Source organism: Roseimarinus sediminis, from assembly GCF_050433125.1.
GTDB lineage: Bacteria > Bacteroidota > Bacteroidia > Bacteroidales > Prolixibacteraceae > Roseimarinus > Roseimarinus sediminis.
This window is the reverse complement of record NZ_JBNPXV010000004.1, coordinates 174747-190031: the sequence shown is the minus strand read 5'-3', so window position 1 is coordinate 190031 and position 15285 is coordinate 174747. Positions and strand designations below refer to the sequence as shown.

15 protein-coding genes are annotated in these 15285 nt (G+C 43.4%); 8 read left to right on the top strand and 7 right to left on the bottom strand.

The genetic code is table 11. The features are described 5' to 3' along the window. Positions 1-186 precede the first annotated feature (186 nt). From FHS86_RS07075 to FHS86_RS07050, 6 genes are all read left to right on the top strand, one after another. Complete coding sequence (locus tag FHS86_RS07075) at positions 187-1560, top strand: 3-keto-disaccharide hydrolase (protein ID WP_429412284.1); 1374 nt, start codon at positions 187-189, stop codon at positions 1558-1560. An 11-nt stretch (positions 1561-1571) separates the two neighbouring features. Then, positions 1572-2921 (top strand): Gfo/Idh/MocA family protein, encoded by a 1350-nt coding sequence (locus FHS86_RS07070; RefSeq protein WP_429412283.1) that lies wholly within the window; start codon positions 1572-1574, stop codon positions 2919-2921. A 7-nt stretch (positions 2922-2928) separates the two neighbouring features. Continuing rightward, on the top strand, positions 2929-3783 hold the full coding sequence (locus tag FHS86_RS07065) for an FAD:protein FMN transferase (RefSeq protein WP_429412282.1): 855 nt from the start codon (positions 2929-2931) through the stop codon (positions 3781-3783). A 4-nt stretch (positions 3784-3787) separates the two neighbouring features. Beyond that, on the top strand, positions 3788-5068 hold the full coding sequence (locus FHS86_RS07060) for a Gfo/Idh/MocA family protein (protein ID WP_429412281.1): 1281 nt from the start codon (positions 3788-3790) through the stop codon (positions 5066-5068). 13 nt (positions 5069-5081) lie between these two features. Beyond that, positions 5082-5318 (top strand): hypothetical protein, encoded by a 237-nt coding sequence (locus FHS86_RS07055; RefSeq protein WP_429412280.1) that lies wholly within the window; start codon positions 5082-5084, stop codon positions 5316-5318. A 79-nt stretch (positions 5319-5397) separates the two neighbouring features. Beyond that, complete coding sequence (locus FHS86_RS07050) at positions 5398-5961, top strand: DUF2179 domain-containing protein (protein ID WP_429412278.1); 564 nt, start codon at positions 5398-5400, stop codon at positions 5959-5961. A 113-nt stretch (positions 5962-6074) separates the two neighbouring features. Here FHS86_RS07050 and FHS86_RS07045 read toward each other — a convergent pair whose 3' ends face one another. Beyond that, complete coding sequence (locus tag FHS86_RS07045; RefSeq protein WP_429412276.1) at positions 6075-8036, bottom strand: glycoside hydrolase family 97 protein; 1962 nt, start codon at positions 8034-8036, stop codon at positions 6075-6077. 11 nt (positions 8037-8047) lie between these two features. After that, positions 8048-8215 (bottom strand): hypothetical protein, encoded by a 168-nt coding sequence (locus FHS86_RS07040; protein ID WP_429412275.1) that lies wholly within the window; start codon positions 8213-8215, stop codon positions 8048-8050. 128 nt (positions 8216-8343) lie between these two features. On the opposite strand from FHS86_RS07040, the gene tpiA reads away from it, so the two are divergent. Continuing rightward, positions 8344-9102, top strand: a complete 759-nt coding sequence (tpiA, locus tag FHS86_RS07035; RefSeq protein ID WP_429412274.1) for a triose-phosphate isomerase — start codon at positions 8344-8346, stop codon at positions 9100-9102. Between the two features lie 124 nt (positions 9103-9226). Beyond that, a complete protein-coding gene (locus FHS86_RS07030) occupies positions 9227-9778 on the top strand; it encodes an HD domain-containing protein (protein ID WP_429412273.1) in 552 nt (183 codons plus the stop codon). Here the strand turns inward: FHS86_RS07030 and murI are convergent. From murI to FHS86_RS07005, 5 genes are all read right to left on the bottom strand, one after another. Next, on the bottom strand, positions 9773-10600 hold the full coding sequence (gene murI, locus FHS86_RS07025; protein ID WP_429412272.1) for a glutamate racemase: 828 nt from the start codon (positions 10598-10600) through the stop codon (positions 9773-9775). The two genes, FHS86_RS07030 and murI, sit on opposite strands and share 6 nt — an antisense overlap. A gap of 104 nt (positions 10601-10704) precedes the next feature. Further along, on the bottom strand, positions 10705-11217 hold the full coding sequence (locus FHS86_RS07020) for an OmpH/Skp family outer membrane protein (protein WP_429412271.1): 513 nt from the start codon (positions 11215-11217) through the stop codon (positions 10705-10707). A 123-nt stretch (positions 11218-11340) separates the two neighbouring features. Beyond that, a complete protein-coding gene (locus FHS86_RS07015) occupies positions 11341-11856 on the bottom strand; it encodes an OmpH/Skp family outer membrane protein (protein WP_429412270.1) in 516 nt (171 codons plus the stop codon). 53 nt (positions 11857-11909) lie between these two features. Next, on the bottom strand, positions 11910-14528 hold the full coding sequence (gene bamA, locus FHS86_RS07010) for an outer membrane protein assembly factor BamA (RefSeq protein ID WP_429412269.1): 2619 nt from the start codon (positions 14526-14528) through the stop codon (positions 11910-11912). Then, positions 14528-15283, bottom strand: coding sequence for an isoprenyl transferase (locus tag FHS86_RS07005; protein WP_429412268.1), 756 nt, complete (start codon positions 15281-15283; stop codon positions 14528-14530). The genes bamA and FHS86_RS07005 overlap by 1 nt, the downstream gene beginning before the upstream one ends. Positions 15284-15285: the final 2 nt, after the last annotated feature.

Here is a 15285-nt window from a genome sequence, read left to right as displayed (position 1 = left end):
GAACACAAATAGCTCAGGCATTAAAATATCACTTCAAAAACCACTGCTTTTTAGCAAGTTATTATTATATTAAACCCCCATTAAACAACAGAAAAATTGCTTCTATAAAAGAAAAATAACTGCCTATTTATAATCAGCCATTTAGTTCAAGTTAATGCACTAATGGTTGTCAAAAACAAATTTACTATGAAACAAATTGCCCTGATTTTATTTTTTTTATCAATGGTTTCGCTTAACGCCAACAGCCAGCTCTTATTCAATGGAAAAAACCTGAATGGCTGGGAAATATTAAATGGTGATGCCAAATTTTACGTCGAAAACGATGAAATAGTTGGTGTGTCAAAAACCAATACACCCAATACCTTTCTGAGTACCAATAAGGAATATAAGAACTTCATTCTTGAGTACGAGATGAAAATAGATGAAGGACTCAACTCCGGCGTGCAAATCAGAAGCCAAAGCAGCGAAAACTACATGAACGGTCGCGTACATGGCTTGCAGATTGAATGCGAAGACAGTAAAAGAGGCTGGGCCGGAGGCATCTACGATGAAGCCCGTAAAGGTTGGCGCTATCCCCTGGAATACAACGAAGCCGCAAAAACAGCCTTCAAAAAAGGGGAATGGAATACCTTTAAAGTGATCGCCTTCGAAAAACACATTATGACCTGGGTGAATGGAGTCCCTGCTGCCAATCTGGTCGAAGAGGAAGCCGAATCAGGCTTTATTGCCCTACAGGTTCATAATATCGGAAACAATAGCGATTTGGCGGGCAAAACCATTCGCTGGAAAAACATTCGCCTTAGTGAAATGGATGCAGCCGATTTCATGAAGGTTGAAAGCCCTGCCCCTCAGCTTAGCTATCTTAAGAATGAGCTTACTCCGGAAGAAAAAGCAGCGGGCTGGGAACTTTTATGGGATGGAAAGACAAGCAAGGGCTGGCGCGGTGCCAAACTAAAAGACTTTCCTGAAAATGGATGGAAAATTGAAAATGGCATACTGAGCGTTCTTCCTTCAGGAGGCGCAGAATCAGCCAATGGTGGCGATATTGTTACCATCGATCGCTATACAAATTTCGTATTGGAAGTCGATTTTCAACTCACCAAGGGTGCCAACAGCGGAATTAAATATTTTGTCGATACTGAAATGAATCAGGGAGCTGGCTCGGCCATCGGCTGTGAATTTCAGATTCTCGACGATCGAAACCACCCCGATGCCAAAGCCGGTGTTAACGGAAACCGTACACTTGGTTCATTATACGACTTAATCAAAGCCGATGGACTCGAACACAATCCACACTTGCCTAATACTAAATATGTAAATGGCTTCGATCAGTGGAACAGGGCCCGCGTAGTAGTGAATGGCAACAAAGTACAACATTTTCTGAATGGAATAAAAGTAGTTGAATACGAACGCAATACCCAAATGTGGCATGCATTGGTAGCCTACAGTAAATATGCACAATGGCCCGGTTTCGGCGATTTCGAAAGTGGCCACCTGCTCTTACAGGATCATGGCGATGCCGTAAATTTTAAAAATATCAAAATCAAAAAACTTGACTAAACTGTACAACGATGAAAAATCATAAGCAATCACGCAGGAATTTCATTAAAAATACTTCGCTTACTGCCGCTGGTATTGGCCTTGGTGGCATGATGCTCAGTGCAAAAAGCTATGGCCGCATTATTGGTGCCAACGACAGGCTAACCGTTGCCATTGCCGGATTAGGGCGTCGGCTGGGTGCTTTCATCGATCCCATCGCACTCAAGGAGAGCAATGTTGAATTGCTTTACCTCTGCGATGTAATGGAAAGTCAGATGACAAGGGCTGCTGCCAGTTTTGGAAAACGACTCGACTATCAGCCCCAACTCGAAAGCAATTTTTTCAAGGTGATTGGCGATCCAAAACTCGATGTGTTGATAAACGCCACACCAGATCACTGGCATGCTCCGGGAACATGGCTGGCCAACGAAGCAGGTAAACATGTGTATGTTGAAAAACCTTGTAGTCACAATCCAAAAGAAGGCGAAATTTTAGTTAAATCGCAGGAACGCTATGGCAAACTGATTCAAATGGGTAATCAGCAACGATCGTCGGCATTAACCATCGAAATAATCAACGAAATACATCGTGGCGTCATTGGTGAAGCCTACCTGGCACAAGCTTTCTATTCAAATAACCGTGGCAGGGTGATTAATCCGGTTGATGCTACGGTACCTAAGGGACTCGACTGGGAGCTGTGGCAGGGACCTGCTCCCCGTAAGAACTACCAGCACGACACCTGGGATTATAACTGGCACTGGTATGGATGGGACCATGGAACAGCCGAAACCGGCAACAATGCGACCCATGAATACGATATTGCCCGTTGGGCCTTGCAGGTCAATAATCCTGAAAAAGTAATTGTAGATGCTGATAAATACCATTGGAAAGACGATGGATGGACCATGTACGACACCATGGATGCGACCTTCAAATACCCGGGTGGAAAAACAATTAAGTGGGACGGCAAAAGCCGCAACAGTCACCCCACCTACGGTGCAGGCCGTGGAACCATTATTTACGGTAGCGAAGGAACGGTATGGGTCGACCGGGAAGGCTATCGCTTATTTGATCGCTCCGGCAAACTGATTCGCGAGCGCAAATCAGATGGATCGGAAGGCGGAACCCAGTTGGGAGGCGGTGGCGATATGTCGACCCTGCATGTTCAGAACTTCTTTAATGCCATCAGAGGCAAAGAAAAACAAAATTCAACCATTGAGGAAGGAGCCACCAGCACCCTGATGTGTCACCTTTCAAACATTGCTTACCGAACCAATGAAGTTCTTGAATGTGACCCCGATACCGGACGCATTCTAAACAGCAAAAAAGCAATGAAGTTATGGGAACGTGAATACGAAAAAGGCTGGGAACCTAAATTGTAAGGCAACAATGAGTGTCGCAGCCAAAATCAAGCTTTTTCATCGCTCTTTAATGGCGATGAATACCCAACTCGATGTGATTTTCTGGGGAAGTACTTCCGAAATATGTGAAGCCGCTTTCATCGAGATTCAAGGAGTGCTGCAACACTGGGAGCTCATTTTGAGCCGTTATCATCGGCAGGCTGAAGTTTTTGATTTGAACAATTCACCCAAAAACAAAGCAGTCAAAATCAGCTCTGGCTTATTCAGGGCACTTGAGCTGGCACAACAATTTCACTCAGATACGAAGGGCTATTTCGACATCAGGCTGGGAAACACTTACCACGAAATAAAGCACGGGAGGGAAGCATTTGATAAGCCGGCACGCCCCTATCACGAATCCCTTTTGCTTGACAAAACCATGCAAACGGTGACCATTACCGATCCTGCAGTTTCACTCGATTTTGGAGGCATGGGAAAGGGGCTGGCGCTCAACGACATTGCAACTTGTATCGACAGTTTCAGTATAAACAATGCCTTCATCAGTTTTGGCGGCAGCGCTGTGCTTACCCGTGGCAGCCATCCGCATGGAAGCTACTGGCGGTTTTCACTTTCAGAAGCATACGGGAATTCAGGAAAAAGCTGGCAGCTGAACAACCATGCAGTTTCGGTAAGCTCCTCTAAAAGAAAACAAAGTCACCTGGTTGAAAATCACATCTTCAACCCGCAGGAAAATGAGATAGTAAATACCTCAAAAACGGTGATAATTATTAACAATGAGCCAACCGAGGCCGAAGTACTTTCAACCGCCTTGCTGGCAGCACCCCAAAAACAACACCCGGCTATTATAGCTCAGTTTAAAGAATGTACAATCGATATTATTTAAAGATATGGGAATACAAAATCGTAGGGACTTTATCCGACAACTGGCTCTGACCGGATCGGCAGTATCGCTGGCGGCAAGCCCCTGGCTAAGTGCTTTTGCAAACAATGCCTCACCCGGAAAGGGGCCCAACGACCGGGTAAGGCTTGCAGTAATTGGTACCGGGAGCCGTGGAAGTCAGTTGATGCGACACCTGTTTGAGTTGATTGATGAAACGAACATTGAATTGATTGCGCTTTGCGATAATTTCCAACTTCATCTCGATCAATCGGCTGCAATGTGCCATTCAAAAGGTCTTACTCCAAAAACATACACCGATTACCGCGAGTTGATTGCCAAGGAAAAACCCGATGCAGTGCTCATTGCCACCCCCCTGCACGAGCATGCTCATATTACAGTCGACTGTCTTGAGTCAGGAATTCACGTGTTTTGTGAAAAAGCCATGGCCCGCACACTCGACGAAACAAAACGAATGTACGATACTCATCGATCGACGGGACGGATATTGCAAATTGGTCATCAGCGCTTATTTAATCCCGTTTACATCGAAGGAATGCAGCGGATACACGACGGGGAACTGGGCACCATAGGGCAAATACGTGCCTATTGGCACCGGAACAACAACTGGCGACGCCCCTTACCCGGCAACAATCAGCAGCTGGAACGAAAAATTAACTGGCGGCTTTACAAGGAATACTCTGCAGGCTTGCTTACCGAGCTGATGTCGCATCAGATTCAGGTGGCCAACTGGGCACTTCAAAAAAATCCAGTTTCGGTAATGGGTACCGGCAGCATCCGTTTTTGGAACGATGGCCGCGAGGTAGACGACAACATTGCACTCATTTACACCTACGACGATGGTACCCAGTTTATCTACGACTCAATGACCAGCAATAAAAAACACGGGCTCGAAGAGCAGATCTTAGGTCACAAGGGAACCATTGAATTTGAAACCAACCGTCAGTTTTCAGAAGACGCGCCTAAAATACCAGGAATTGAACAGCTGATTAACAACATTGAAAACAGTCTCTTCGAAAGTCTTCCAATTGGAGGAGCCAGCTGGGCCCCCGAAACCGCCTCAAAATACAAGGGAAATTCAATTCTGAGTGGTACCGACTTTGCCGATACAGGGCTGCAGCTCGAAGCTTTTATTCAATTTATTCGACAAGGTAGTGCTCCTGAAAAAATTGCCCTCGAAGGTTATAATTCATCCATCTGGACCATGCTGGGTGAGATCGCCATCGAAACCGGTAAAAAACTTGAAATGCCTGCTGAATTTATCATTTAAAAGAAAGATACGAATGAAACCAATTGTTATTCAAAATCACCATATTAAAAGGGAACTAATAATTGCTCTGCTGGCATTAATTGTTTCTATCGGACTGAATATATATGCCATCATTCATTTCGAAACCAACTGGAATGAGCTGTATACTCAAATAGGTTATATTCTTGTTATTGCACTTGTTTTCTACCTGATACAGCTTCTGATCAGAGGAATTGTGTTTTTTTTAAATCGTTTATTCACCAGCATATAAATAATAGAGAATCAAAAGGTATTTTCGTAGCCTGAATAAAGGTATTTGTGTTTTTAGTTTCAACTAAAAAAAATGCAAAATGGAAAATTTTGATTATTTCAACCTGATCGTTGTCCCGCTGCTGATCTTCTTTGCAAGAATCATCGATGTTTCGATTGGTACCATCCGCATCGTGATGGTTTCGAAGGGAAACAAAATAGTGGCTCCTTTTTTGGGTTTTGTCGAAGTAATAATTTGGATCATTGCTATCGGAAAAATCATGCAAAACCTCGATAACTGGGTGAATATTGTTGCCTATGCCGCCGGTTTTGCTACCGGAAACTACCTGGGTTTATTTATTGAAGAAAAAATGGCCATGGGAGTAGTTAAAATACAAGTTATTACGGCAAAAGCTGCCACCGACCTGCTTGCCAAGCTAAAAGCTGCCGGTTACGGAATTACCCATCACGAGGCCAACGGAGCCAATGGCAAGGTGAGTATTTTGTACAGCATTGTTAACCGATCGGATGTAGCTTTGGTTATCGATTTGATCCGCACCTACAATCCCAATGCCTTCTACTCCATCGAGGACGTGAAATTTGTTAACCGGGGAGTCGATTCTATTTACGCCATTAAACGGCGAAGAATCAGAAAAGGAAAATAAGGGAAGAAGACAGGAGACAGGAGAAAAAAAGAGTAAGTGAGAGAAAAAAAAGACGGAAGAAATAAAGAGAGCAGTCATTAAACAAGCATACTGACTGCTCTCTTTTATCTTAGTTAGTTTGCTCTGATGATGGCAGCCCAGCCACCCCCAGAAGCCATTTGTATTTTCAGTTGGGTGTTCTGGTCAACTGGTTTTTCTTCTTTGGCATAGTCCTGAGCAAAGCGGTCGGCATTGATTCCGTCTTTCATAATTTCAGCATGATAATTTCCCGACCCCAAAAACGAAAGATCAAGCTCAAGCGTTCTTGGTGTAGCATCGGTCATGGCCCCCACATACCATGTGTTTCCTTTTCGGCGTGCGATGAGCAGGTAATCGGCCACTTTGGCTTCGAGTACCTGGGTTTCGTCCCACACCACGGGAATTTGTGTAATGAAATCGACTGCTTCCTGTTCCCGTCGGTAGGTCGAAGGCGACTCGCACAGCATCTGAATGGGCGATTCGTATACCACATACATGGCAAGCTGATGACATCGGGTACCCATGCTCATGGGCCTTTCGAAACTAACACTGTAGTTGACGGGGTGTGTATTGATCATTGAACCGGGTGTAAAATCCATTGGCCCCGCAGCCATTCTTATAAATGGTATCGTAACAGTATGCTCGGGTGTTATGTCGGTACTCCACTTGTTGTTTTCGTTGCCTTTTACCCCTTCGTAGCTAAGCACATTGGGATACCTTCCGCGCAAACCCGATGGTTTAAAGGCACCGTGAAAATCGACCAACAGCCGACGCTTTGCTGCTTCACGGGCAATGCGCTCGTACGAATTGACCATGTATTGATCGGAGCGCTGCATAAAATCAACCTTGATCCCCTTGGCACCCCATTGCTGGTAGGTATCCAGTATTTCTTCCAGATTTTCATCAAGCGGTTTCCATAAAACCCACAAAATGATATCAACCTCCTTTTCCTTTCCATAACGAATCAGTTCAGCCACATCGATATCGGGATTATTCTCCAGTATTTCGGTGGTCGATTTGGTCCATCCTTCATCAAGTATCACATATTCGATGTTGTTGTCGGCGGCAAAATCGATGTAATACTTATAAGTTGCCGTATTCAGTCCCGATTTAAAGTCGACACCATAAATGTTGTTGGCATTGTACCAGTCCCAGGCCACCTTTCCGGGTTTGATCCAATCAGTATCTTGCAGCACATTCGGACTTGCCAGTTGAAATGCCAGATTACTTTCAACGAAGGTGCGATCGTCATCACTGATAATAAACAAGCGCCACGGAAATTCCTTTCCTCCCTGAATCTGAGCAATATATTCAGCCTCTTTGGTGATGATCTGATTGCGATCGGGACCCCCATCGGCATTGGGTACCGCTTCGAGAACATATTTGGGAAAAAGTGTTTCAAGTACTCCGTCTTCACTTCCCTGCAAATACATGCAAGGATAATCATGCAAATCGGTTTCGGTAAAAAGTACTTTTACACCTTTTACGCTTTCAAAATATACCGGAAGGCTGCAAAAGTCTGCCTTACTTAATGTATCGAGCAAAACCTTAGGATACAAACGCTCGTTATGCGAATACATCGATTCTTCTTTAGGGAACAGGGAAGTAGTCCCGGAAGGAAAATTAAGTTGCATTTTTTCGTTGTAAACCACATTGGGTTTTTTACTTCGGTTAACAAAGCGATAAGCAACCCCATCGTTGTACACCCTGAACAACAAATCGTATCCCGATGCCAGCGATAAGCTCAGTTGCCTGTATTGTGCCTCAATAATTGCATCCTTATGCGGAACAACAGGCTCAATACGTTCGTGAAGTAACTCACTACGCTGCTTTTTAACCTGATCGTTTATACCAACTTTTTTGTCCGAAAGATCTAAAGCGATCACTGTTTCGCCGATGGCCGGCTGTCCCTTAAATGTCACATTCCAGCGAATGATTTCATTTACATCGATGTTGACGGCAATCGCATTGTCGGGCGAAGAAAGCTCATAGCTTTTCGCCAGTGCCGTAACGGTAAAAAGCACCAAAATGGTAAGCGAAATAGAAAAATGTTTCATAGTTAATGTATTTATTTTTTAAGGTAGGATTTAACGATCAGAACAATGAAATAAAGCGAACCAATCCCAATAAAGATACTTCCCAATTTTTCAGTGCTTTGTACCGGACTGTGGATCATTCCAAAACCAGCGAAGATAAGCAGGCCGGCAATGATGCTGTTGATTCGTCGTAAATTCATGTTTAAAAGTATTACTTCATTGTTAAAGAAGGAGTAAAAATAAGCACTTTACTTTCGAATTCCTTCAAATTTGATAAATTTGCCTCACTTCAAATCAAATCTAAATATCGAATTAAAATACATTGAAAATGAGGAAAAAAGTTGTTGCCGGAAACTGGAAATGCAATACCACCCTGAATGAAGGGCTTGAATTGGCAAAAGCAGTAAACGATGTTGTTGCCCAAAAAGGTGCAGCAGATGTTGTAGTTGTATTGGGAACTCCATTTACTCACCTTAGCAAGGTGGCCGATACGGTAAACACAGAGCGCATTGGTGTTTCGGCCCAGAATTGTGCCGCAGAAGCAAAAGGTGCATTTACCGGTGAAGTTTCGGCTGCAATGGTAAAATCAACCGGAGCTGAATATGTTATTCTTGGACACAGCGAACGTCGTGAATACTATGGTGAAACCAGTGAAACACTGAACAAGAAACTGGCGCTGGCACTCGAAAACGAACTCACCCCTATTTACTGCTGTGGTGAGCCACTTGAAATTCGTGAAGCCGGCACACAAAAAGCATACGTAATTAAACAGCTTGAAGAAACAATTTTTAAACTCGAAGCCGACGAATTTAAAAAGTTAATTGTAGCCTACGAACCGATCTGGGCCATTGGAACCGGCAAAACAGCCAGCACTGAACAGGCACAGGAAATGCACAAAGACATACGTGATGCCATGGCTGCCCGCTATGGACAGGAAGTTGCCAACGAAATTCCACTGCTGTATGGTGGAAGCTGCAATCCCAAAAATGCTGCTGAATTGTTTGCCAATCCTGATGTTGATGGCGGATTAATTGGCGGGGCATCGCTGAAGGCCGATGACTTTATCCAAATCATAAATGCCTACTAAAAAGTTGCATTACCCATTTTAAAGTCATAAATTCGACTAGTTAATTTTTTTAGATAAAATCCTTAACTCACCTTACCAAAGGCTGTTCTTTTTCCGAACAGCCTTTGCTTTTAAATACGCGATGATGCAAAGGAACGAAGCGCTCGAAATATTGGGCCAATACATTAAAAATGAAAACATGTTCAGGCACAGCTTGGCATCGGAAGCGGTGATGCGGGCCATGGCCAACGAACTGAATGAAAATGAAGAACAATGGGGCCTTGCAGGCTTGTTGCACGATCTGGATGCTGAAATAACCGCCGGAAATCCAAAGGAACATGGTTTGAAAACCCGTGAATTGCTTAAAAACAAAATCGATGAGGAAAGTATTCAGGCCATTGTGATGCACAACGAAGAAGCTAGCGGACTTGACCGCAGCAACAAATTTGAGCATGCACTGGCAGCCGGTGAAACCATTACTGGTTTAATTACAGCCACCGCGCTTGTTTATCCCGACAAACGACTTGCAAGCGTTAAAGTGAAATCGATCAGCAAACGAATGAAACAGAAAGCTTTTGCAGCTTCGGTAAAACGTGAGAATATCATGGAATGTGAATTGGCGGGGATCCCTTTTGATCGCTTTGTGGAACTATCGCTTAAAGCCATGCAACAAATCAGCGACGATTTGGGGCTATAAATGCAATTTGACAGCATTAACCGGTTCGTTAAGAAAGAGGCTCGCCTTGTCGTTGAAATTGGATGCCTGTTCGCTTGTGTAATAGCTGATGCTACCATCCATTGAACAGCGTGCTTCCATTTCGGGATGACGTTTAAGATAATCGGCCAGTTTTCGGGCTACAATGGGCCCCTGATCGACAATCGTAATCTGCCCGTCCAAATATTTCTTAATACTGTCGGTGAGTAGCGGATAGTGGGTGCATCCTAATACCAGTGTATCGATCAAGGGATCAGACTTCATGATATTACGAATGTTCTTTTCAATAAAAAAATCGGCCCCCGGAGTTCCAATCTCATTGTTTTCCACAATGGGCACCCACATGGGACAAGCTTCCTGGCTCACAACAAGTTTTCCCCTGCCTATTTTTTCAAGCTCTATCAGGTACGATTGCGACGAAACAGTTCCGTTGGTCCCCAGTACGCCAACATGTCCGTTTTTACTTAGCGATGGTACTTCTTCAACACAGGGACGTATTACACCCAATACTCTTTTATCGGGATCAATTAAAGGCAGATCGCGTTGCTGAATACTCCGCAGTGCTTTTGCCGAAGCCGTATTGCATGCCAGAATTACCAGTTCACAGCCCATCGAAAACAATTTTTTTACTGCTTCAAGGGTATATTCATATACCACATCGTACGAACGCGTTCCATAGGGTGTGCGTGCATTATCACCCAGATAGATATAATCGTATTGTGGCAAGGTTTGCCGGATCTGCCTCAGAATGGTGAGTCCTCCATAACCTGAATCAAAAATACCTATGGGATGTGCTCTTAACAATTAACAGGAATCTTTCGTGATAATAACAGTTTTACGAACAGGCGAATTTAAAAAGAGTCGCCTGCAAAAGCAAGCGACTCTTCTTAAATATCTGAAAGCGGGCATTATTCGATACCCATTTTTTTCTTTACGAGTGGAAGTACATCAACACTTTGATTCGATTTGTACAGCACAACGCGTGAACTGATATCGAATACATAAATCAGTCCGTTTTCCTTGGCAACTTCTGAAATGGCAACATCGGCCTTTTCAAAGATCGGAACCATCAGCTCCTGCTGTTTCTGTTGCAATTGCTGATCGGCCTGAGCCCTGAAGGTTTCAATTCTTTGCTGTTTCATTTGTATGTCTTCTTCTTTGGCCTGACGTACTAAATCCGACATGGTTTCACTTTTCTGGGTGTAATCCTGGATCATGGTCTGAAATTCCTCCTGCATGGTACCCAGCATGCTTTCGAGCTCTGTGGCTTCCTTTTCAAGCGTTTCAAGAGCTGTCTGACGCTCAGGCATCACCTGAATCAGTTGCTGCATATCGATATGACCAAATTTAGGAGTTTGTGCATGAAGCATCGAAGCCGTTCCGGCCACTAAAAGCATTATAAGAACAAAAACTTTTTTCATTAGTATTTATTTTTCAGTTGTCTGTATTTCAATAATTATCTTTTTAAATTTCAGGCAGCTATCTATAAAGATCTTACTGCTTTGGGAATCACAATTCGCAAATATAGAAATTATGTTGGGATACTAGTTGTTGTAGCCTAACTTTTCGAGAACCTGATCGCTTAAATTGTAACGCGGATCGGTGTACAACATCGTCAAACCACCGGCTTTATCAAATATTACGGCATAATTCCCTTCGCTTGCCAGGTCTTTTATTGCATTATAAATATCATCCTGTATAGGCTTCACAAGTCCCTGACGTTTTTTGAAGAGATCCCCTTCACGACCAAAGTATTTCTGTTGTAATTCGCGGTATTCCTTTTCTTTGGAAACAATTACATCTTCCCGTTTGCGCTTCATATCGTCAGACAACAACACGGCTTCGGCCCTGAAGTCGTTATACATTTGTTCAAGTTCTGCCTGTACTGTCTCCAATTCTTTCTGATACTGTACTGAAAGTTGATCAAGCTGTTCCTGTGCAGCCTGATAAGCCGGAATATTTTCAAGAATGTACTCGGTATCGACAAAAGCATATTTTTGCGCATAAGTGCTCACCGAGATGGCCATAACTGCCAGTAGAATGATGATTACTCGTTTCATAATCGTGTTTTTAAGTTTTTCTTTCAGGTGAAATACAACTATTGTACCATCTTTTAAAATTGTTGTCCAATCACAAAGTGGAACTGGCTTTTAGCCGATGATGAATTGCCATCATTGGGCATGTCGAAACCGTAACCCCAGTCGATTCCCAGCAGACCAAACATGGGCAGCCAGAATCGAACTCCAGCCCCTGCCGAACGTTTCATATCGAAAATATTGAATTCGTTGAAGTCGTACCAGCTGTTACCTGCTTCCAGGAAGGCAAGTGCATAAATTTGGGCCGATTCGGAGAGGGTAATAGGGTAACGCAGCTCAACGGTTGCCTTGGAATAAATATTTGCTGCATTGCCACCGCTTCCACGTGCGGTGATACTACCATTACTATATCCACGCAGGGCAATGTTGTCCAATCCGTAAATATCGTAGCCCGACATTCCGTCGCCCCCCATTTTAAAGCCTTCGAGTGGTGAACGTCGGTTTTTATTAAAGTAACCCAGCATACCGAATTCGTATTTGGTGTGCAAAACAAGTTTCTCCTGCCGGTCGAGCGGGGTGAACCACTTGCTGTTAAACATCCACTTATGGTATTCCAGATAGTTGTAACGCTCTTTGTTATTCATATCTACATTACTGTAATCCTTTCCGTTTAGCAGCGAATAAGGCGGAGTTACCTCAAGTGAAAGACTGAAAGAAGATCCCCGGCGTGAATAGAGCGGGTTATCGATTGAATTCCGGCTTAGTGCAGTCTTAAAACTAAAATCATTAATATCACCATCGGTAAGAAAGTAATACATCCATTCCTTAAGGTTATAGTGCTGTAGCGATAATTCGTGGTATACGGTGAAATAATCGTCGGGCCATTCGAGCCGGTAACCATAACCCAGCGAAGCACCATAGGTAATTTGCCAGGCAATCACATCAGCACCGGTATAGTCGGTATAACCGCCATAATTTCCGTAGGCACCGTAAGACCCATAACCTCCATAGGAACTGCCATAACCATAAGGTGAATAACCATAACTTCCGTAAGGACTACCGCCGTAATAGTTATAGCTGGCATTGCTTCGGGTTAGTTTCGAATAATAAAGCGAGAGTGAAAAATTATTAGGCTTTTTACCACCAAACCAGGGTTCCATAAAGGTAAAACTGTATTGTTGATAAAACTTACCATTGGTTTGCGCTCTTAGGCTCAAAGTTTGACCATCGCCCGATGGCAGCGGCCGCCAGGCTTCCTTATTAAACATATTTTGTGCCGAGAAGTTGGTAAAACGCAGACCGACTGAACCGACAAACATACCCATCCCCCAGCCTCCTGAGAGTTCAATCTGGTCGTTGGCCCGTTCGATGAGGGAATATTTAATATCCACTGTTCCGTTTTCCTGATCGGGAATCGGGTCGATGCCAATTCGTTCCTGGTCGAAATGCCCCAGCTGAGCCAGCTGGCGGTACGAACGCATGAGTTTCGTTTTACTGAACAGATCGCCTGGCAGTGTATACAGTTCCCGTCGGGCCACATTTTCGTGGGTTTTGGTATTTCCCTCGATTATAATGCGGTCGATGGTGGCCTGTTTTCCTTCATAAATCCGCATTTCCAGATCGATCGAATCTTCTTCAATATTAACTTCAATCGGGTTGAGCTGGAAAAAGAGATAACCGTTATCGAGGTAGAGATTACTCACCGCATCGTTATCGGAAGTAATCCGCTCATCGAGTTGTTTTTGGTTGTAAATATCACCATCCTTAATTCCCAGATAGGCCGACAGGTAATCGGAAGGGTAAATGGTATTACCAACCCAGTTGATGTCGCGAATGAAGTATTTATTTCCTTCTTCGACCCATAAATCGATGCGGATTGCATTTTCACCTTCCACTTTCGAGATACTGTCTTTGGTAATCATTGCATCGCGAAAACCCAACTCGTTGTATTTATTGACCAGGTTTTGCTTATCATCGGCATAAAGATCTTCCTGAAATTTTTTGGGCCGAAAGAAGTTTCTCCAGTTTTTGTCGTTGGTTTTTTTCATGGCGCGGTTCAGTTTATTTTCTTCTACCTGACTTACTCCGTGAAAAACAATTTCCTGAACTTTTACCTTCTCTTTTTTATCGACATAAATATCGAGAATAATTGAGTTTTCATTTTCGGGATCATCGCGTTGAACCACGTTAACATCGGTGTCGAGAAAGCCTTTTTCCTTAAAAATACCGGTGATGATTCGTTCGGCATTAATCAGCTGAGCATCGACCACCTGGCTGCCTTCGAGCAGTAATACCTGTTCCTGAATGTCTTCAAGTTCCGATTTTTTAACACCATGATAATTGACTTTCGACAATCGTGGTCGTTCTCTCAAATAAATTTCAAGGAAAATCTGATCGTCGATTACTTTGGTCGCATTGACCTTTACATCGGAAAAAAGGCCCTGCTTCCAGAATTTCTTGATAATGTCGCTTATTTGTTCACTGGGTACAGTAATCTGATCGCCAACTTCGAGGCCGGCATACTCTTTCAACATTTGTTTGTCGAGGTAACGAATCCCAACAACTTCAATTCCCCCAACAGTATATTCTTTAGGACTGGAATAGTAAATTGAGAAACTGGTACTGTCGGGTAGTTGTGACCAAACTTGAAAAAAGATAAACACCAAAAGGGCTGTAAAAGAAAGTTTTTTCGCCATTACTTCAAATTAGGTTTTTTGATTTGCTCACTTGTTTTGCCAAAACGGCGTTCACGTTGTTGAAAATCACAGATTGCTTCATAAAAATCTTCTTCCTTAAAATCAGGCCACAACTTTGGTGTAAAATATAACTCCGAATAGGCTAACTGCCACAATAAGAAATTACTGAGTCTGCTTTCACCGCTGGTTCTGATCATTAGTTCCGGATCTGGAATTTCAGCGGTGGCAAGATAGCTATCAAAGAGTTCCCGTGAAATATCTTCGGGGCATATTTTTTCTTTTTTAACATCGGATGCAATCGATTTAACAGCATTTATGATTTCCCAGTGCGAACTGTAGCTAAGGGCCATAACTACTGTTAATCCGGTGTTTGCAGACAGATGGCTAATCATTTTATCCAATTCTTTTTTTACTCTGCGGGGTAAACTATCCCGATCGCCAATTACCTTGAGCTGGACATTATTTTTATTTAGTTCGTCTGTTTCGTTTTTTATCACGCTCACCAGCAAGGCCATTAGTGCATCGACCTCAAATTTGGGCCGGTTCCAGTTTTCTGTAGAAAAGGCATAAAGCGTAAGGTAGTCAACCCCTGCTTTTGCTGCAGCCCTGATTGAAGACCTGACAGCCTCTACCCCATGCTCGTGTCCGAAGGTTCTTTCATTACCGCGTTTTGCAGCCCATCGTCCGTTTCCATCCATAATGATGGCAACATGCCTGGGTGATCTGTTTTTATCAATATTATCTAAGCAACTCATTT

Coding starts and splice junctions, on each gene's coding strand:
- FHS86_RS07055 (WP_429412280.1), top strand. CDS start 5,082: ATGAAACCAATTGTTATTCAAAATCACCATATTAAAAGGGAACTAATA.
- bamA (WP_429412269.1), bottom strand. CDS start 14,528: ATGGCGAAAAAACTTTCTTTTACAGCCCTTTTGGTGTTTATCTTTTTT.
- FHS86_RS07050 (WP_429412278.1), top strand. CDS start 5,398: ATGGAAAATTTTGATTATTTCAACCTGATCGTTGTCCCGCTGCTGATC.
- FHS86_RS07040 (WP_429412275.1), bottom strand. CDS start 8,215: ATGAATTTACGACGAATCAACAGCATCATTGCCGGCCTGCTTATCTTC.
- FHS86_RS07065 (WP_429412282.1), top strand. CDS start 2,929: ATGAGTGTCGCAGCCAAAATCAAGCTTTTTCATCGCTCTTTAATGGCG.
- FHS86_RS07030 (WP_429412273.1), top strand. CDS start 9,227: ATGCAAAGGAACGAAGCGCTCGAAATATTGGGCCAATACATTAAAAAT.
- FHS86_RS07075 (WP_429412284.1), top strand. CDS start 187: ATGAAACAAATTGCCCTGATTTTATTTTTTTTATCAATGGTTTCGCTT.
- FHS86_RS07070 (WP_429412283.1), top strand. CDS start 1,572: ATGAAAAATCATAAGCAATCACGCAGGAATTTCATTAAAAATACTTCG.
- FHS86_RS07060 (WP_429412281.1), top strand. CDS start 3,788: ATGGGAATACAAAATCGTAGGGACTTTATCCGACAACTGGCTCTGACC.
- FHS86_RS07020 (WP_429412271.1), bottom strand. CDS start 11,217: ATGAAAAAAGTTTTTGTTCTTATAATGCTTTTAGTGGCCGGAACGGCT.
- tpiA (WP_429412274.1), top strand. CDS start 8,344: ATGAGGAAAAAAGTTGTTGCCGGAAACTGGAAATGCAATACCACCCTG.
- FHS86_RS07005 (WP_429412268.1), bottom strand. CDS start 15,283: ATGAGTTGCTTAGATAATATTGATAAAAACAGATCACCCAGGCATGTT.
- FHS86_RS07015 (WP_429412270.1), bottom strand. CDS start 11,856: ATGAAACGAGTAATCATCATTCTACTGGCAGTTATGGCCATCTCGGTG.
- FHS86_RS07045 (WP_429412276.1), bottom strand. CDS start 8,036: ATGAAACATTTTTCTATTTCGCTTACCATTTTGGTGCTTTTTACCGTT.